At 72.5% G+C, this 17090-nt stretch carries 17 protein-coding genes, 2 tRNA genes and 1 riboswitch; of the genes, 6 read left to right on the plus strand and 13 right to left on the minus strand.

Annotated elements, in window-relative coordinates:
- Positions 1 to 182 precede the first annotated feature (182 nt).
- From ASD16_RS04810 to ASD16_RS04850, 10 genes are all read right to left on the minus strand, one after another.
- Positions 183 to 1292, minus strand: coding sequence for a YihY/virulence factor BrkB family protein (locus tag ASD16_RS04810; protein WP_055913526.1), 1110 nt, complete (start codon positions 1290 to 1292; stop codon positions 183 to 185).
- A gap of 200 nt (positions 1293 to 1492) precedes the next feature.
- Positions 1493 to 2692, minus strand: a complete 1200-nt coding sequence (locus tag ASD16_RS04815) for a zinc-dependent alcohol dehydrogenase (protein WP_055913529.1) — start codon at positions 2690 to 2692, stop codon at positions 1493 to 1495.
- A gap of 37 nt (positions 2693 to 2729) precedes the next feature.
- The gene (locus ASD16_RS21665) at positions 2730 to 2882 is read right to left on the minus strand and encodes a hypothetical protein (RefSeq protein WP_157453793.1); all 153 of its coding nucleotides are present in this window, start codon (positions 2880 to 2882) and stop codon (positions 2730 to 2732) included.
- A complete protein-coding gene (locus ASD16_RS04820; RefSeq protein WP_055913533.1) occupies positions 2875 to 3873 on the minus strand; it encodes a manganese catalase family protein in 999 nt (332 codons plus the stop codon). The genes ASD16_RS21665 and ASD16_RS04820 overlap by 8 nt, the downstream gene beginning before the upstream one ends.
- A gap of 71 nt (positions 3874 to 3944) precedes the next feature.
- The gene (locus tag ASD16_RS04825) at positions 3945 to 4571 is read right to left on the minus strand and encodes a DUF3618 domain-containing protein (RefSeq protein ID WP_055913538.1); all 627 of its coding nucleotides are present in this window, start codon (positions 4569 to 4571) and stop codon (positions 3945 to 3947) included.
- Positions 4568 to 4978 (minus strand): phage holin family protein, encoded by a 411-nt coding sequence (locus ASD16_RS04830; protein ID WP_055913541.1) that lies wholly within the window; start codon positions 4976 to 4978, stop codon positions 4568 to 4570. The genes ASD16_RS04825 and ASD16_RS04830 overlap by 4 nt, the downstream gene beginning before the upstream one ends.
- A complete protein-coding gene (locus tag ASD16_RS04835; RefSeq protein WP_055913543.1) occupies positions 4975 to 5655 on the minus strand; it encodes a hypothetical protein in 681 nt (226 codons plus the stop codon). Before ASD16_RS04835 ends, ASD16_RS04830 begins: the two co-directional genes overlap by 4 nt.
- Positions 5656 to 5906: 251 nt before the next feature.
- Positions 5907 to 6674, minus strand: a complete 768-nt coding sequence (locus ASD16_RS04840; RefSeq protein WP_235523109.1) for a GAF and ANTAR domain-containing protein — start codon at positions 6672 to 6674, stop codon at positions 5907 to 5909.
- A 25-nt stretch (positions 6675 to 6699) separates the two neighbouring features.
- A complete protein-coding gene (locus tag ASD16_RS04845) occupies positions 6700 to 7563 on the minus strand; it encodes an NAD(P)H-hydrate dehydratase (RefSeq protein ID WP_200942839.1) in 864 nt (287 codons plus the stop codon).
- Complete coding sequence (locus ASD16_RS04850; RefSeq protein WP_055913548.1) at positions 7547 to 8320, minus strand: histidine phosphatase family protein; 774 nt, start codon at positions 8318 to 8320, stop codon at positions 7547 to 7549. Before ASD16_RS04850 ends, ASD16_RS04845 begins: the two co-directional genes overlap by 17 nt.
- Positions 8321 to 8539: 219 nt before the next feature.
- On the opposite strand from ASD16_RS04850, the gene ASD16_RS04855 reads away from it, so the two are divergent.
- The 3 genes from ASD16_RS04855 to ASD16_RS04860 all read left to right on the plus strand — a co-directional run bounded on the left by ASD16_RS04855 (position 8540) and on the right by ASD16_RS04860 (position 10495).
- Complete coding sequence (locus ASD16_RS04855) at positions 8540 to 8728, plus strand: hypothetical protein (protein ID WP_055913551.1); 189 nt, start codon at positions 8540 to 8542, stop codon at positions 8726 to 8728.
- Between the two features lie 39 nt (positions 8729 to 8767).
- Complete coding sequence (locus ASD16_RS21670) at positions 8768 to 8914, plus strand: hypothetical protein (protein ID WP_157453794.1); 147 nt, start codon at positions 8768 to 8770, stop codon at positions 8912 to 8914.
- 90 nt (positions 8915 to 9004) lie between these two features.
- Complete coding sequence (locus tag ASD16_RS04860; protein ID WP_055913553.1) at positions 9005 to 10495, plus strand: HD-GYP domain-containing protein; 1491 nt, start codon at positions 9005 to 9007, stop codon at positions 10493 to 10495.
- 130 nt (positions 10496 to 10625) lie between these two features.
- Here the strand turns inward: ASD16_RS04860 and ASD16_RS04865 are convergent.
- From ASD16_RS04865 to ASD16_RS04875, 3 genes are all read right to left on the minus strand, one after another.
- Positions 10626 to 10701: transfer RNA gene (locus ASD16_RS04865), tRNA-Asn, on the minus strand.
- Between the two features lie 59 nt (positions 10702 to 10760).
- Complete coding sequence (locus tag ASD16_RS04870; RefSeq protein WP_055915720.1) at positions 10761 to 11273, minus strand: hypothetical protein; 513 nt, start codon at positions 11271 to 11273, stop codon at positions 10761 to 10763.
- A 32-nt stretch (positions 11274 to 11305) separates the two neighbouring features.
- Positions 11306 to 15466, minus strand: a complete 4161-nt coding sequence (locus ASD16_RS04875; RefSeq protein WP_055913555.1) for a S8 family serine peptidase — start codon at positions 15464 to 15466, stop codon at positions 11306 to 11308.
- Positions 15467 to 15732: 266 nt separating this feature from the next.
- Here ASD16_RS04875 and ASD16_RS04880 point away from each other — a divergent pair.
- The 3 genes from ASD16_RS04880 to ASD16_RS04890 all read left to right on the plus strand — a co-directional run bounded on the left by ASD16_RS04880 (position 15733) and on the right by ASD16_RS04890 (position 17063).
- Positions 15733 to 15809 (plus strand) — tRNA-Ile (locus ASD16_RS04880).
- An 80-nt stretch (positions 15810 to 15889) separates the two neighbouring features.
- Positions 15890 to 16678, plus strand: coding sequence for a DUF1206 domain-containing protein (locus ASD16_RS04885; protein ID WP_162250280.1), 789 nt, complete (start codon positions 15890 to 15892; stop codon positions 16676 to 16678).
- A 75-nt stretch (positions 16679 to 16753) separates the two neighbouring features.
- Positions 16754 to 16828: riboswitch (cyclic di-GMP riboswitch) on the plus strand.
- Between the two features lie 16 nt (positions 16829 to 16844).
- Positions 16845 to 17063 carry a BldC family transcriptional regulator gene (locus ASD16_RS04890; RefSeq protein ID WP_055913562.1) on the plus strand — a complete coding sequence of 73 codons (219 nt, stop codon included), beginning with the start codon at positions 16845 to 16847 and terminating at the stop codon, positions 17061 to 17063.
- Positions 17064 to 17090: the final 27 nt, after the last annotated feature.

The raw sequence follows: 17090 nt of genomic DNA on the forward strand, positions 1-17090 counted from the left end.
GGTGGTTCCAGTCCATCGCGCTGCGCCTCCCGAGGGGATCGGTGCCCCCAGGGTCACCCTGCCACGACCTCACGGTCGGTCGTACAGCACGGTGAGCAGGCGCGCCGGCGCGTCGGAGTGGTCACGAGGCCCGGGGCGCCCGGTCTGCGCCCAGCGGTTCCTGCGGTGTTCATTGGACCCGATCAGTGGCGACCCTCATCGCGCTGTCCTTCGTCCGTCGTCGCGTGCGCCTCGGTGCCGCGCGCCCGGCGCAGAGCGCGACCGAGGCGCACGTCCTCCTCCTGCTTGGCCTGCTTCTTCTCGCTCGCGCGCGTGTCCCGTGGCGGGAGCTGAATGGTCCGCTCGGCCTCGATGCCCCCCTGGAGCTGGCGGCCGCGCTCGACCTCGGCGTCGAGCTCCGCGCCGAACAGCAGCGCCAGGTTGGTGATCCACAGCCAGAGCAGGAACACGATCACGCCGGCCAGCGAGCCGTACGTGTCGCCGTAGCTGCCGAAGTTCGCGACGTAGAAGCCGAAGCCGAGCGAGGCGAGCACCCACACGACCAGCGCGACGATCGCCCCGATGCTGATCCACCGGAACTTCGGCTGCCGCACGTTCGGCGTGGCGTAGTAGAGGACCGCGATCGCGACGACCACGAGGGCCACGATGACCGGCCACTTCACGATGCTCCAGACGGTGACCGTGACGTCGCTCAGCCCGACGGCGCCGCCGACCGCGCGGGCGACCTCGCCGGACAGGACGACGGCGGTGACGATCACGACGGCGATCAGCACCAGGACCACGGTGACGGCGAGCAGCGTCGGTCGCAGCTTCCAGATCGGGCGCCCCTCGTCGATCTCGTACACCCGGTTCATGCCCCGGCTGAAGGCTGCGACGTAGCCGGACGCCGACCACAGGGCCAGGACCAGGCCGAGGACCAGCGCGAGTCCGGCCGCGGGCGCCTGCGTGAGCTGGGTGAGGATCGGCTCCAGCGTCTCGTCGACCGAGGAGACACCGACGTCCGAGGCGATCGTCAGGACGTCCCTGACCATCTTCTCCGGGTCGCCGACGAGGCCCAGGACCGAGACGACGGCCAGGAGTGCCGGGGCGATCGCGAGGACCGCGTAGTACGTGAGCGCCGCCGCGAGGTCGGTGCACTGGTCCTTGCCGAACTCCCGCAGCGTCTTGCGCACGACGTACAGCCACGAGCGCTTGGTGATGTCGTCGGGGGAGTCCGGCTTGCGGGGATCCTCCGGCGCCGGGGCTGCGGCCTTCTCGGTGCTGCGGGTGCTGGAGGTGTCGTGCGTGGTCATGAGGTCGACCTCCCTCGGGTGGTCACTGGGTAGGAGTCACGAGTGAGGCGGCGAGGGTGCCGACGAGGACGACCGCCGTGAGCGGGCCGGGCTCGGTCGCTGCCATCAGTGGTTCCGGAGGGCGCGCACGCTCTGCGACCGGCACAGGGCCCGGGCGGCGGCCAGCCAGGACCGCCACCCTCGGGGGCGTCGGCCGGCCGTCATGTCGCCACCTGCGGGTCGAGCACCACCTTGATGCACCCGTCCTGCTTCTTCTGGAACATCTCGTACGCCGCCGGCGCGTCCTGCAGGGGGACACGGTGGGTGCGCAGGTCGAGGACGCCGAGCGGGTCGCCCTCGCCGGTCAGCAGCGGCAGGAGGTCGTCGACCCAGCGCCGGACGTTCGCCTGCCCCATGCGCAGGGTGAGGCCCTTGTCGAACATCGTCATCATCGGCAGCGGGTCGACCGCCCCTCCGTACACGCCGGAGATCGAGACGGTGCCGCCGCGGCGCGTGACGTCGATCGCGGAGCGCAGGGCGTCGAGCCGGTCGATGCCCGCCTTCTCGACGAGCGGCGCGGCGAGCGCGTCGGGCAGGAGACCGGCCGCCTTCTGCCCGAGTGCGGCGACGCGTGAGCCGTGTGCCTCCATGCCGACCGCGTCGATCGCCGCGTCGACCCCGCGCCCGTCGGTCAGGTCCTGCACGGCGGCCACCACGTCGTCGGTGCCGGCCAGGTCGATGACGTCGATGCCGTGGCGCCGCGCCATCGCGAGGCGCTCGGGGACGAGGTCGATCCCGATCACCCGTGACGCGCCACGGTGAGCGGCGATGCGCGCCGACATCTGGCCGATCGGCCCGAGCCCCAGCACGGCCACGGTGCCGCCCGCGGCGACGTCGGCGTACTCGACGGCCTGCCACGCCGTCGGCAGGACGTCGGACAGGAAGAGGTACCGCTCGTCGGGGCTCCCGTCGTCCGGAACGACGACGGGGCCGAACTGCGCCTGCGGGACGCGGAGGTACTGCGCCTGCCCGCCGGGCACCTGGCCGTACAGCTTCGTGTAGCCGAACAGGGCCGCACCCTTGCCCTGCGGGCGCACCTGCGTGGTCTCGCACTGCGAGTACAGGCCCCGACCGCACATCCAGCAGGTGCCGCACGCGATGCCGAAGGGGATCACGACACGGTCGCCCACCCGGAGCGACCCTGCGTCGGGACCGACCTCCTCGACGACCCCCATCGCCTCGTGCCCGAGGATGTCGCCCGCGTCGAGGAAGGCACCGAGCACGGAGTACAGGTGCAGGTCGGAGCCGCAGATGGCCGTCGACGTGACCCGCACGATCGCGTCGGTGGCCTCCTGGATCGTCGGGTCGGGCACCTGCTCGACGCTGACCTTCTCGCGTCCCTGCCATGTCAGTGCGTGCACGGGGATCTCCTCGAGGTCGTCGCGGTCGGACGCCCGCTCACGCGGGTGCCTCGCCGGTCGGGTCGGAGGGGTAGATCCGCTCCGCCGGCACGTCCTGGTTGTCGCCCTGGTCCGGGTCGCCGGAGCCCGGCGTGGTCGACGGGAGAGGCGGGGTGTCGTCGCCGTCGCGCGGGACGGGTTGCTCACTCATCGGACGTTCCCTTCTTCGAGCCAGAGCCCGAGCCCGAGGTCGGCGTGACGGGGCCGTAGATCGGTTGGACCTCGGCCAGCTCGAGGTCGGCGGTGGCCTGGATCAGGGCGAGCAGGTCCGGGTCCAGCCCGGGGGAGAACTCCTCGAACCGCTCCTCGGCGATGGTCGACGGGACACCCGCCGGCGCCTGCTCGCTGGCGTCGAGCTCGGTCCCGTCCTTCGACGGCGACATGCCCCGGAAGATCTTGCCCGCCTCCGACGCGGCGGTGAGGTCGAAGCTGTACTGCTTGCTCTGCAGCCCCAGGTCCAGCAGCTTCTTGACCTCCGGGAACTTCTCCGCGCTCGTCTTCGGGATCGGCAGGACCTTGTTCCACTCCACCCCCAGGGTCTCCAGGGCCTTCGCGTAGGCGTTCTCGTGCGCCTGGTCTCGCACGATCAGGTAGGCGATCGTCGACCGCGCGGTCTTGTTGGCTGTCATCTCGTAGATCCGGCACTTCTGCAGCCGACCCGTGGACTCGAGCATGAGGTTGTACAGCAGGTCGAGAACGAGGTTGCCGGAGTTGTACACGTACGAGCCGGACCACGGGTTGCCCGCGGCGTCGACGGGCAGCGCGCCCTGGGCGGCGACGAGGTAGTGGTGGATGTTGCCCTGGTCCAGCGCCGACTCCAGCGGCGTGGCGCCCACCGCACCGGGCGTGTCCAGGGGATCCGAGGTCGTGCCGTTGTACCGCGGTGACCCGTCGAGCAGCCGGGCGATCGTGGTGCCGATGAGCTCGACGTGACTGATCTCCTCGGTGCCGATGCCCTGGAGCAGGTCGCGGTACGGCTTCCCCGTCGGCCCGCGGAAGTTGATGCTCTGGAACAGGTACTGCATCATCGTGCGCATCTCGCCGAACTGGCCCCCGAGCCCTTCTTGCAGGGCGTTGGCCGCAGCGGGATCCGGCTCGTCGGCCTCGATCTCGTTGATCAGTCGTTGCACGTGCAGGTACATGCGTCCTCCTCGTCGAAGCCGGGTCGTGGTCGGCGCGGCGGGGCACGATGTGACCCCGCCGCGCCGCCCTGCTAGAAGCCGGTGCCGCCCGGTGAGGTCGGGGCGGAGGTGCCGGTGCCGGTGCCGGTGCCTCGGATGTTCTCCGCGGCGTCCCTGGTGTCCGAGCGGAGGTCCTGAGCTGCGGACCTGCCCTCGTCCTTCAACGTCGAACCCGCCTCGGTGGCCCGGTCCTTGACCGCCGCGACCGCCTCCTGTGCCGGCTGGCGCAGGTGCTCGGCGACGTCCTGGGCGGCGTCCTTCGCCCCCTGCACCAGGGGTTCGGCCTGCTCCTTCGCCGACTGCGCGAGCTGCTGCTCCTGGCGCGTGCTGGGCAGCAGGGACGAGGCGAGCCAGCCGATGCCGAAGGCGACCAGGCCCGCGGCGAGCGGGTTGCCCCTCGTCCTGGTCCGGGCGGCGGTCGGCAGGTTCGACGCCGTGTCGCCGACCGCGGACGCGGCGGAGCCCACGGTGTCCGCGCCGTCGGAGACGCCGCCCATGATGCGCTCCTTGACGTCGGTGGCGGTGGCGCGGACGCGGTCCGCCTGGCGCTGGGCCGCCTGCGTGGGGCTGACCTTGTCGGTGAGGGCGTCCACGTCCGAGCTCAGCTCGGCGCGGGTGCGCTCGATGTCGTCGCGGATCTGGTCGGGGTCGGTGCTCATCGGTTCTTCTCCTCGTGGCCTTGCAGAGCGTTCGGGATCTTCTTCACGGAGTCGGTCGTCTGGGTCAGGCCGCGGACGCGCCGGGACTCGGCCCGGCCCCGCAGCGCGAGCACCGCGGCGACGACCGCCCAGAGCACGGCGACGACGACCGCCGACCACGCCCAGGAGTCCATGGCGTCGCCGAGCGCCCACCACAGCGCGACCGACAGGAACAGCAGGACGAAGTGGCCCGCGACGGCGGCCCCGGCGAACATGGACCCGCCCTTGGCCGCCTGCTTGGCCGACTGTCGGGCCTCGGCCTTGGCCAGCTCGACCTCCTGCCGCAGCAACGTCGAGAGGTCACGGGTGACGTCGCCCAGCAGGTCCCCGACCGACTGGCGCGGGGGCGAGTCGACCGGGTCGGTCATCGCTCCTCCCACGACGTCGTCGCAGGCGCGCCGGGCACCGGCGACGCCAGCTCGTCGGTGAAGCGCGGGCGGCGCTCGACCGCGTCGTCGTAGACCGGCAGCGGCTCGGTGGACATCGTCCGGCGGGTCGCCACGGGAGCAGTCCTCGGGGTGCTCGTGGAGGTGCTCGGTGCGTCCTTGAGCCCGCGGGTCAGCCGACCCAGCACCACACCGGCGCCGGCGGCGATGAGCAGGAAGGTGCCGGGCCGCCTGCGCGCGAAGCTGCGGACCTCGTCGAGCACGTCGTCGGGGCCGTGCGACTCGAGCCAGCCGCCGAGCGCGTCGACCCGGTCGCCCACCTCGCGCACGATGTCGGTGGCCAGGTTCTGCTCGGACGGCGCGGCGGCCATCTGCGTGAGCTGGCCGCCCACCGACGTGAGGCCGGACGCGAGCCGGCTCTGCTGGCTGCCGGCCTGGTCGGAGAGCTCCGAGCGTGCCTGCGACCACAGGTCGCCGAGCTGGCGGCGCGCCTCCTGGGTGACGGCGGCAGCCTCGCCCTTGGCCTCGTCGACCAGGCGTCCGCCGGCGTCGGCGGCCTTGTCCTTGAGCTGGGCGGTCTCGTCCTTGGCCGTCTGTGTCGCGGTGGGGGTCTCCGCGGGGGTCTGGGGGTAGGTACTGGTCGTGTACTGGTCGGTCATGGTGTCCTCGCTTGCAGGGGTGCGGGCACGGAGGGGCGCAGGGGAGGGTCACCCGGATCGGGGTGACCTGGTCGCGGGCCTTCTGCCGCGGCGCCGTCCGCATGGGGGCCGAGGCGCGCCGTGGGCGCCCTCGAGCTGCTCTGTCGTGATGCCCGAGCGGCTCCGCTCCGACATCTGTCCCATGCCCGGCGACGTGTCCTGTCCCGGGCGACGGTCTGCCGGCCGAGGTTCTCCGGCCGGTGACTCGGACGTTAGGCGCGGTGCACCCGGTCCGCCACTCGAGCGCGTTCGACGAAGGTGTCCGCGTGGCACGGCGGGCTGCCTGCGACGCCCTCGACCACCGCCCCCGCCATGTCGCGCAGCTTGGTCTTGCGGTGCCGCGAGGCGCTGCGCAGGATCGACATCGCCTCCGCCGACGTGCAGCGGTTCTCGGCCATGATCACGCCGATGGCCTGGTCGATCACGGCACGCGAGACGAGGGCGGCCCGGAGGTCGGCGTTCAGCTCGGCCTGGTCCGCGGTCCGCAGGAAGAACGTCAGCCCGCACGCCACCTGGTCCGCGTAGACGTCGGCGACCGAGAGCGCCGCCTCGGTCCACGCACGCGGCTCGGGTGCGTACAGGTTCAGGGCGATCTCGACTCCCGGCCGCACCGCGCGGGGGAGCGCAGCCGCTGAGGCGAACCCATGGTCCGTCGCCGCCGACCGCCAGCGCGGCCAGCGGGTCTCCCGTGCGACGTCGGCGACGTGGATGAGACGACCGGTGTCGATGGCCTCGAGGCAGGGTCCGTCGCCCGTCGCGTACTCGACCTCGTCGCAGGCGGCGGCGGCCGGGTCGCTCGCGCTCATGAGGGTCGGTCGACCGTCCCGTCGCAGGGTGAACGTCGCCGACGTCGCCGGGCCGACGTGCACCGCGGCCGCCCGCGCGACCGCCCCGGCCAGGTCCTCCACGCTGTCCGCGTCCAGCAGGATCGACTGGAGCTGCAGGAGAGCCGCGACCTGCGCCTTCGTCCCGTCGTTCATCATGGTCCCCTTCCCCCGTCGGACGTCATGGTGAGAGCTCCGTCAGCACGGCAGGGAGCTCGTCGACGAGCTCGCGCGCCAGGTATCCGACCCGCCCCACCCGCGCCGCCAGACGGTCGCCTGCAGCGGCGTGCAGGTGCGTCGCCCAGCACGCCGCCTGCGCGGGGTCGGCGCCGCGCGCGAGGAGACCGACCAGGGCGCCGGCGAGCACGTCGCCGCTGCCGGACGTCGCGAGCCCGTTCTCGCCGGTCGACACGGCCCACGTCCGGCCGTCCGGCGCGGCGACCGTGCCGGCGCAGCTGACCACGGCGTCGTACCGGTGGGCGATCCGAGCGCTCGCGGTGTCGTCGACGTCATCGCCGTCGAGCAGGGCGCTCGCCTCCTTGGCGTTCGGGGTGAGGACGAGCCGCCCCCGCAGTGGCTCCGACACGTCCGGCACGTCGGTGAGGACCCCGAGGGCGAAGGCGTCGAGGAGGACCGGAGCACTCGTGCCGAGCCGGGGCGCGAGCGCGCGCAGCAGGGCGGCCGTGCGGTCGGGGTCGTCCAGACCGGGCCCGACGAGCACGGCGTCCGCGTCGTCGAGGTCGGGCCCGAGGACCTCCGTGCCGGTCCCGTCGAGCGCACCCGCCTCCGACTCGGGCAGCCCGTGCACGCCGGCCTCGAGCACCGCCACCGCCGTGGCGACGGACACCGAGCGTGCGACGCCGAGCGTCAGCCGGCCGGCTCCGACCCGGAGCGCCGCGACGCCGGCCAGGACGGCAGCGCCGGGACTGGTCCGAGCACCCCCGACGACGACCACCTGACCGCGTCCGTACTTCGACCCGGCAGGCTCCGGCAGCGGCCACTCGCGCAGCAGGGCGGGGGTCAGCGCCTCAGTGCGGGAGGGCATCGCGGTCTCCGGGGTGCTCGGTCACGGGGGTCTCGTCGTGGCGGAGGTGCGCGTCGTCGTTGACCACGGTGGCGACCCAGCCCGTCGGGCGACGGGCGAGCCGGGTGACGGCGGCGTTGCGGACCGGCCACCGTCGGGCGAGGTCGAGGACCTCTCGCTCGGACAGCGCCTCGCACACGTAGCGGATCGACGAGATGACGGCGTCGTGCGCGACGACGAGCACGCAGCGGCCCGGCTCGGCACGGTCGAGGTCGCCGAGGAAGCTGCGGACGCGCAGGGCCAGGTCCGCCCACGACTCCCCACCGGGTGGCCGGTAGTAGAACTTGCCCAGGTGGTGCCGCCGCGCATCCTCGTCCGGGTACCGGGCCGCGACCCCGGTCCTGGTGAGCAGGTCGAGGATGCCCAGCTCGCGGTCGCGCAGCCGTTCGTCCTGGCGGAGGTCCATCGCCGAGCCGGCCTCCTGCAGTGCGATCTCCGCCGTCTGCAGCGCGCGGACGTACGGCGAGGACCAGACGACGTCGGGCGCGTCGTCGCCGGCCTGCGTGCCGAGCCACGTGCCGAGGGCAGCCGCCTGCTCGGCGCCCAGGTCCGACAGCGGGGTGTCGGCGTCCCGGGTCTCCAGGTCGATGAGCTCGAGACCCGCGCGTTCCGCCTCGGCGGCCGCGACGTTCCCCACGCTCTCGCCGTGCCGGACGAGGACGAGCTCGCGTACGCCTGAACCGTGGGGATGCGTGTGCACCGTGTCGCGCTGCGTCATGCGCACCTCCGCTCGCCTGCAGCAGGGGAGCTGCCAGATCCGAGTCGGGGCCGCGACTTGACCGCCTCAGGTGGCCGGAGCCACGTGGCGGCGAACGTAGCCCCGGCCCCGGCGCCTCGCAACCGGGTGCGACGACGTGCGGCACGCGGCAGATCGGCTCACGATGGTGGCGGCGTCGGGCAGTGGCGCCGGTCCTGTGGAACCGCCCTGGAGTCGCTCATGTGGGCCCTGATCTTCCGACGGCTGCGGCTGCTCGTCATGCTCGCCGTCCTGCTGCCCGTGATCGCCGCGGTGTCGCGGCGCCTGGCGGACCGGTCGGAGCGTCGCCACGCCGGTCCCACCCTGGGCTCCCGCGGGCTGCGGCTCGTGGAGTCGACCGCGCACCGCGCACGGTCGTTCCTCCGCTGAGGTCGCGACCACGACCACCCCTGTCGAGATGGAGGAACGATGAGCATCGAACCGGTTCCGACGAACGACGTCCCCGACCTGCCCGACGACCTGGACGGGCTGCCCCACGACGAGCCCTCGGACTCGCCGCCCGCGACCGAGGACCCGGGGAACCCCGACGCGCACGGGCCGATCATCCAAGCGTGACCACGGAGGTCACGACGTAGCCCGTTCGGGTGACCGCAGGTCACACGGCCGCTCTATCAAGGTGGAGGGGCACGGTGTCGAAGCAGTGGTGTGGCCTTCGGTCCTACGCAGAACTACGACGACGTGAGTCTCGGCGTCTGGAAGGGCCGCCCGATCCTCGCGGCGGTGGTCCGGACGCTGATCGCGGTCGTCCCCGTCCTGCTGTCCGTAGGGTTGGGCATCGCCGCGGTGCACTGGTTCCCGCCGCACCGTCTCGGCGTCAACCCGTGGGTCTGGCTGCTGGTTGAGCTCGTCTGCGCGACCGTCGTGCTGGTCGTGGCCACCCGGTCGGTGCGCAAGCTGGTGCCGCTGACGACGTTGCTGCGACTGACGTCGTACTTCCCCGACCGCGCTCCGTCGCGGCTCGCCGTCGCCATGCGCCACTACTCGCCGCACATCCTGCACGGGCGAGGGGGCCGGCCGGGCAGCGCGCGTGCGGTGCCTCCGGACGGCGAGCACGCCGGCGAGATCCTGCGACTCGTCGCGGCCATCAGCGATCACGACCCGCTCACCCGCGGCCACTCCGAGCGGGTCCAGGCCTACTCGGCGCTGATCGGCACCGAGCTGGGACTGTCCGAGGAGGACGCCGCCAAGCTGAGCTGGGCGGCGCTCCTGCACGATGTCGGCAAGCTGCGCGTCCCGGCCGGCGTCCTGAGCAAGCCGGGGGAGCCGACACCCACGGAGTGGACCGTCCTGGCGGGCCACCCGGAGGCCGGGATGGAGATCGCCGAGCCCCTGCGGGAGTGGCTCGGCCCGTGGCTCGACGTGATCGGTCAGCACCACGAGCGGTGGGACGGCGGTGGCTACCCCGCCGGACTGGCGGGCACCGCCATCAGTCGAGGCGCCCGCATCGTCGCCGTCGCCGACGCCTACGACGTGATCACCTCGGCGCGGTCGTACAAGAAGCCCCTGCCCGCAGCCGCTGCGCGCGCCGAGCTCGCGCAGTGCGCCGGCGAGCAGTTCGACCCGCAGGTGGTCCGGGCGTTCCTCGAGATCGGGCTCGGCAGCCTGCGACGGGTCGCCGGGCCCCTGGGCGTGCTCTCGGCGCTACCCGGTGTGCCGCTCACCGCCGACCTGCCGTCCGCCGTGCAGCGGCTGACGAGCGCTGGTGCTCTGCAGAGCGCGGGAGCGATCGGCCTCGTCCTGTCGGTGACCGCAGCCGGCGGCGCCCTGGCGGGCGGTGCAGGGTCGCCGGACCCGTCCCCGTCGGCACCGACCGGCCAGGGCGAGGTAGCCGCGCCGCCTCGACCTGACCCGGCCCCCTCCGCGGTGCCCGGCGTCGTGGCGAGGTCGACGCCGGACCCAGCCGTCGCGCTCCCGGTGGCTCCGACACCCACGGACCCAGTCGTCGCGCTCCCGGTGGCTCCGTCGCCGGCGGAGACCAGCGCACCCAAGCCTGTTCCCGACCCGCCCGCTGCCCTCCCGGTCCTGCCGTCCGCAGCCGCTCCGTTGCCCCAGGACGACGACACCGACGCGGTGAACAGCAACAAGGGCGAGGGGAGCACGAACGGCGGCGGCGGCAAGGGCAGCCCGAACGGCTGAGAGCCTCGTGGTTCTCCGGCCGGGTGCCGCGGCCCGCGCAGTCCCGACAGCTCGGCAGGAGCCAGCGCACACGGCTCTGGCCGGACAGCACGAAGGCCCCCTCGAAAGGGGGCCCGACCTGCGGTGACTCTGGCTCCCTCGACTGGACTCGAACCAGTAACCGTCCGATTAACAGTCGGATGCTCTGCCAATTGAGCTACGAGGGATCGTGCGGGAAGAAACTCTAGCAGCCGTCGGAGGGTGCCCCGGACAGCTCAGCGGGTCGTCATCGGGGGAGGCCGACGGCGTCGCGCACCTCGTCCTCGGCGGCGTCCAGGACAGCCGCGACGGCCGGGTCGGACAGGTCGATCGACGCGTCCCCGAGGACCTGCGTGAACATCGTCCCGGCCTCGTCGCGGCGCAGGACGACGCGCGCACGCTGGCCGCGGGGGAGGGTGACGGCCACCGCATGCACGACGGACTGCTGCACCCGCTCGCGGAACGTCTGGGAGAACGCGAACGACCCCGGCACCTCGGCGAAGGTCAGCCGCTCCGACTCTCCCCACACCCAGCGCAGCGTCATCGTGCGCGTCGCCGGGTCCAGGGAGCCGTGGTCGACGTCGGACCAGGGGTGCCGGACGACGGGACCGTCAGGGGGTACGAGGTGCAGTGCGCGCCGGGACGCGACGGCCCACCGGCCGTCGGACAGCTCGGTGCTGACCAGCACGGCGTCGCCGGGCCGCAGGTCGAGCCGGGAGCGGTCGGTCGTGGGGAGTCGACGACGGGAGAACAGGGCCACCGCCTCACGGTACCCGCGAGCCACGGTCGGCCCTACCGACGGAAGTAGCCGCCGACGTCCACGACGAGATCGACGTCGGCAGTCGCAGGGAAGAAGCCGACCTTGCCCGCGGCGCCCAGCTTGACCACCGCGAGGTTCGCCTCGTCGCGGCCCGGCACGAGATTGATGGTCGAGATGTCGGGAACGGTCGCGGGGACGGTCGTGGGGAACGTGCGCACGTGGGTGATCCCGCGCGGGTGCACGCCTGTCACGTTGAGCACCGCCGCGACCGCGTCGGCCGGCACACCGGCGGTCCCGCCGACGGCGAGCGTCGACGTCGACCCCTTGGTGAGGGTGGACCCGATGCCCAGCCCGGTGCGGGTGTCGGCGAGTCGGATGGGTGCAATCGCGACGAACCCGTGATCGGCGGTCGAGGTGTAGTAGCCGGCCAGGTCTGCGATGAGGAACGTCGACGCCACCGGCGTGAAGAACCGGATCCGGCCACCGTCGCCCACCTTCACGGTCACGAGGTTGGGTTGGTCGCGACCCGGGGTCAGGTTGAGGTTCGAGACGTCCGGCGGGATCTGATCCTCACCGGCGCCGGGCGCTGGGTACACCCGGACGTGCGTTGCACCGGTGACCTGGGTGCCCGTCACGTTGAGAACCACTGCCGCGGCGTCGGAGGGGACACCGTGCGAGCCGGTGACCTGCAGATCCACCCACTGCCCGCCGCCGAGCGCGCCCCGTGGCGCGCCCGTCCCGTCGCGCGTGTCCATCACGCGCACGGGCGCCACGGGTTCGAACGCGGTCGCGCCGCCGGGCGAGTAGTAGCCCGCCAGGTCCGCGATCAGGTCGGTCGCGGTCGCTTCGGCGAGGAGCGTCACGGACAGCTCGGGCCCGACCGCGACGGTGACGAGGTTGGGCTGGTCGACGCCCGGGACGACGTTGAGGTTCGACACGCGGGGGATCGTGCCGGTGCCTGACGGGAACACCCGGACGTTGCCGAACGACGACGGGCTAGCGGCGGTGACGTTCAGCACGACCGCCGTCGTGTCGGCCGGCAGGTAGGACAGGTCCAGCTCGAGCTGCTCACCCGACTCCGCCGGGCCCGGCCACTCGAGCCCGGTCCCGTACCGGGTGTCGAGCACGCGCACGGGATCGATCGGGGTGTAGCGGTCCGCTCCGGCTGCGACGGTGAACCACGTGCGGGCGGCTCCGGTCATCGACGCGCCCGACGTGTCCCGCACGCCGGAGAGGGTGACCGCGTAGTGCGATCCGGCGGTGAGAGGGGCTGAGGGCACGACGCTGACCGTCCTCGTCGCAGCGTCGTAGGTGCGCGTCGCCGGGGCGTCGAGCGTGCTCACCGCGTCGATCAGCCGCACGGAGGTGGGCGTCATCGACGCGGGGTCGAGGTCGCGGTCGAACGCGATCTGCACGGTCGGGCGGGTGTCGACACCGGCGGTGTGTGCCGTCGGCGTGATCCCGTTCACCCAGGCGGTGCTGAGCGGGGGTGCGTCGAGTCGGTTCTGGCGCAGCGTCGCGATGCTGTTCCAACCCGTTGCGGCGACGTCGAGGTCACCGTCACTGTCGAGGTCGGCGATCTGCAGATTGTCGGTCCCGTAGCTGGGCCAGCCGGACCACCACGACTCGACCGGCGTACCCAGCGAGCCGTCTGCCTGCTGGAAGAGCACCCCAAGCTTGCTCGCGCCGGCGTCGCGTGCCACAACGTCCAGTCGGCCGTCCGCGTCGATGTCCGCGATCACGAGCTCGTCGTTGCTGAACCGGTACTTCTGCGGGCTCCCGAAGCCACCGCCAGCGAGCTGGGGCTCGACGACGACATCGAAGTGCGAGCTCCGCACCAGGTCGGCCAGACCGTCGCCCGTGACGTCACCGATCGCGATCGGCCCCCCGCTCACCAGCCAGGACAGGGTCAACGATTCCGCCCAGGTGCCACCGGGCTGCTGGACGATCAGCTCGTCGTAGGCGGCGACGTCGGCGAGCCCGTCGCCGGTCAGGTCACCGACGGCGAAGTCGCCGAGGGTGCGAGGCACGGGCGGACCCGCAGCGAACGTACCGGTGCCATCGTTGAGCATGACGAGCATGCGCGCGGTTCCCGGTTCGTCGAGCACCAGATCGATGTCGGCGTCCCCGTCGACATCGTGCGCGCGGCCGATCGTCCCCGCCCCCTGGGTCGGGATCGTCAGGGCGTGGACGAGCCGGCCGTCGCTCTGCAGGAACACCTCGTACCCCTGCGTGCTCGGGGCAAGCAGATCGGCGTCGACGTCGCCGTCCAGGTCGGCCAGCTGCACGTTGCCCGCCCTCGCGACTCCCCCCGGGACGGCGAGCTGTTCGGGTGCCGCCAGGTGCCCGTCTCCGAGGCCGCGCAGCACCAGCAGGACGGGAACGTCTCTGATGTAGCCGGCGTCGGCGATGGTGACTGCGTCGGGGACCTCGTCGCCGTCGACGTCGCCCACTGCGAGCGCTCCGGGGTTGGGAGACACGCTCATGGTGGTGGACTCGAAGAGAGCGCCTGGGTCAGCGGTTGCTCGGAGCTCGTAGTGCTCGACGGCTGCTGAGCCGTTGGCGTTGGACACGCCCACGACGAGCTCGGCACCGGCGTGCTGCGCGGCGACGACGACCCGCGCCGCGGGCGGATACACCGACGGGTCGTAAGTGGGCAGCACGTTGCCGTCGGCGTCCCGGACCTCGATGAGGGGGGCGAGGGAGGTGGCGACGTAGGAGCTGTGGTCGGCCTCCTCGGCCTCCGCCGTGAACCGGTACCAGCCTCGTTCCGGCGCGGTGAACGTGTACCAGTCGACATCACCCTCCGGGCTGAGCGTCGCCTCTGCGCCGTCGACGGGCAGCGGCTGCGCGTTCGAGGAGGTGTCGTCGTCAGGCCCAGGATCGGCGGGTGCGCGGTCGACCGCGACCGCGACCGCGGCCCGGGACGGCAGAGCCGCCGTGACGGCTGACGCGGCGTCCACGATGCCGGCGCCGTAGTAGGGATCGAGTCCCTTCGGCCCGGCGTCGCGCGCGGTCGTCGTCAGCCGGTCCTCGATCTGGGCGGGCGTCAGACGTGGGTCCTGGGCCGCGACGAGTGCGGCGGTGCCGCTGACGGAGGGTGCCGCGAACGACGTCCCGGAACCGGCCTCCCAGGTGTAGTAGCCGCGCGGCCCGACGATCATGAACCCGGGTGCCGCCAGCGAGACGGAGTCGCCCCAGCTGGAGAAGTCGGTGAGCGCCCCGAAGTCGTCGGTCGCGGACACGGAGAGCAGACCGTCGATCTCCGGCGCGTACGCCGCGGGGTACTGAGGTGCGTCCGTCCCCTCGTCGCCCGCCGCGGCCACGACGACGACGCCGGCGGAGACGGCCGCAGCGATCGCGTCCCGCAGCATCGGCGAGGGCGCGGGGCCGCCCAGGGACAGGTTGATCACGTCGGCGCCGTGGGCGACGGCCCAGGTGATGCCCGCGACCACACGAGAGTCCGGCGCCTCTCCGTCGGTATCGAGGATCCGGACCGGGAGGACGGAGGCGCCGGGGGCTGCACCGACGGAACCGCGGAAGTCGTCGGCGGCGGCCGCCACCCCCGCGACGACGGTGCCGTGGCCGACGGAGTCGATCACGTCCGTGTCGCCGTCCACGAGGTCGGTGCCGGCGAGAAGGCGACCATCGAACTCGCTGTTCGCGGTGACTCCCGTGTCGAGGATCGCGATCGTGGCGCCCGCCCCGGTGCTCTCGTCCCAGGCTCGCGCGAGTCGCATGAGGTCGAGGTACGGCTCGCGGCTGTAGTCCCTCACCGGGTAGGCCGGCCCGCTCGCCCGGCGGATCGGGTCGAGCTGGACGTCCGCGATCGCGGGGTCGGCCTCGAGCTGGGCGACGACCGTCGACGGGTCGGCGCCCTCGACCTCGACCGCGAGGAACCCGGTACCCGCGATCGTGGACTGCCCGGACGCGCCCGCGCTCTCGATCGCCGATCGCCGGTCCGACGGACTCGTCCGGTCCGCGAAGCGCACCAGCACGTGGTCGGTGGAGTAGTCGTGGTCGCTCGGCGCAGGCAGCTCGACCTCGTCGAGCCCGTACCGGTCAGAGCCCGGCGCGGCTGTCTCCGAAGGCTGGGGTGCCGGTGTCGCAGCACCCGCGGGGCCGACGCCGGCCCCGACCAGGGCGACGAACGCGGTGGCGGCGATGATGACGGGTGCGTGAGGGCGGCGCACGACTCTCCTGAGTGCTCGGACGTGCACTCCGTGAACCGTCGGGCGAGGCCGCCGAGGCAACGAGCATGGTGCTCGGACAGGAAAGTGCCGCGCGACGGTACCTGAGCCTGAAGGTCTCCTCCGAACGGGTGACCGTTACGCCCGCCTTCTGCCCCCCGAACGGCGCAGTCCCGGCCGAGGTCGACGGTCGACCGCGCGCTCGAGCAGTGGCCTGCCGGTGTGGCCGGACGCCACCCGGAGTGCCTCGGTAGGGTGTGCGGTGCCTCGGGGCAGTAGCTCAGCCGGTCAGAGCAGCGGACTCATAATCCGTCGGTCGTGGGTTCAAGCCCCACCTGCCCCACCACCTCCCGAGCGCTCCGGTCGCCGGAGCGCCCCTCTCCTGTCACGATCAGCGCCGGGGGTCGACGCGAGGAGATGACGACGGTGACGACGAGTGGCACGGCGAACGCCCAACGGTCCTGGGAGCTGGCGGCGCGGGCGGGGTACGCGGTCAGCGGTGTGCTGCACATCCTGATCGGTGTGCTGGCCCTGCGGGTGGCCTTCGGGAACGGCGGGGAGCAGGCAGACCAGTCCGGTGCGCTGAGCACGATCTCCAGCACCCCGTTCGGCGCACTGGTCCTGTGGTTCTCGGTGGTCGCGTTCCTCGCGCTCGGCGCGTGGCAGGTGGCGAAGGCGATCCACGGGAGCTTCGGCTCGAACGACACGGGGGAGCGCGCCAAGGCCGTCGGGCGGGCGGCCGTCTACGTCGCGCTCGCCTTCGCGGCCCTCAGCTTCGCGCGCGGTGGTGGCTCCGACGCGTCGACGCAGACGGCGGACATGACCGCGAAGCTGATGGGGGCCCCGTTCGGTCGGGTGCTCGTCGGCGCGGTCGGTCTCGCGATCATCGGCGTCGGCATCTACCACGTCTACAAGGGGTGGAAGAAGAAGTTCCTGGAGGACCTCCAGCGGCTGCCGTCCGGGACGGCGGGGCCCGTCGTCACGCGGCTCGGGATGCTCGGCTATGTGGCCAAGGGCGTGGCGCTCGGCATCGTCGGTGTGCTCTTCGTCACCGCCGCGGTCACCGCCGATCCGTCGAAGTCGACGGGTCTGGACGGGGCCCTGCACACCCTGCGCGCACAGCCCGCAGGGGTCATCCTGCTGGTCATCGTCGCTTTGGGGTTCGTTGCATACGGTGTGTACTCGTTCGTCCGTGCCCGATATGGCCGTATCTAAATCACCCGTTTGCGCGCGAATCGTGCGGCGGAGGTTGTTGCACAGACGTCCAGTTTCGGGCATAGTTCCTTTTGTCAGCGACAACGGCAAACCCGCTGCAAGGCGGGGACGCAAAGCCACGGGGCCTACAGGGCCAGCCGAGCTACCGAACGACAGGAGATTCATCATGGCTGTTACCACCACGGACGCCCCCCTCTCGCAGGGTGCCCTGCTCACGCCGGGCGAGGTCGCCGTTCTGTTCCGCGTCGACCCGAAGACGGTCACCCGCTGGGCCCAGGCCGGCAAGCTCTCCGCCGTCCGCACCCTCGGCGGCCACCGCCGTTTCCACGAGTCCGAGGTGCGTTCGCTCCTCACCGGCGTTCCCACGCAGCGCACGGCGGAGTGAGCTCACTCTCCACAGCATCGAAGAAAG

The organism is Cellulomonas sp. Root485, assembly GCF_001426705.1.
Taxonomy (GTDB): Bacteria; Actinomycetota; Actinomycetes; order Actinomycetales; family Cellulomonadaceae; genus Cellulomonas.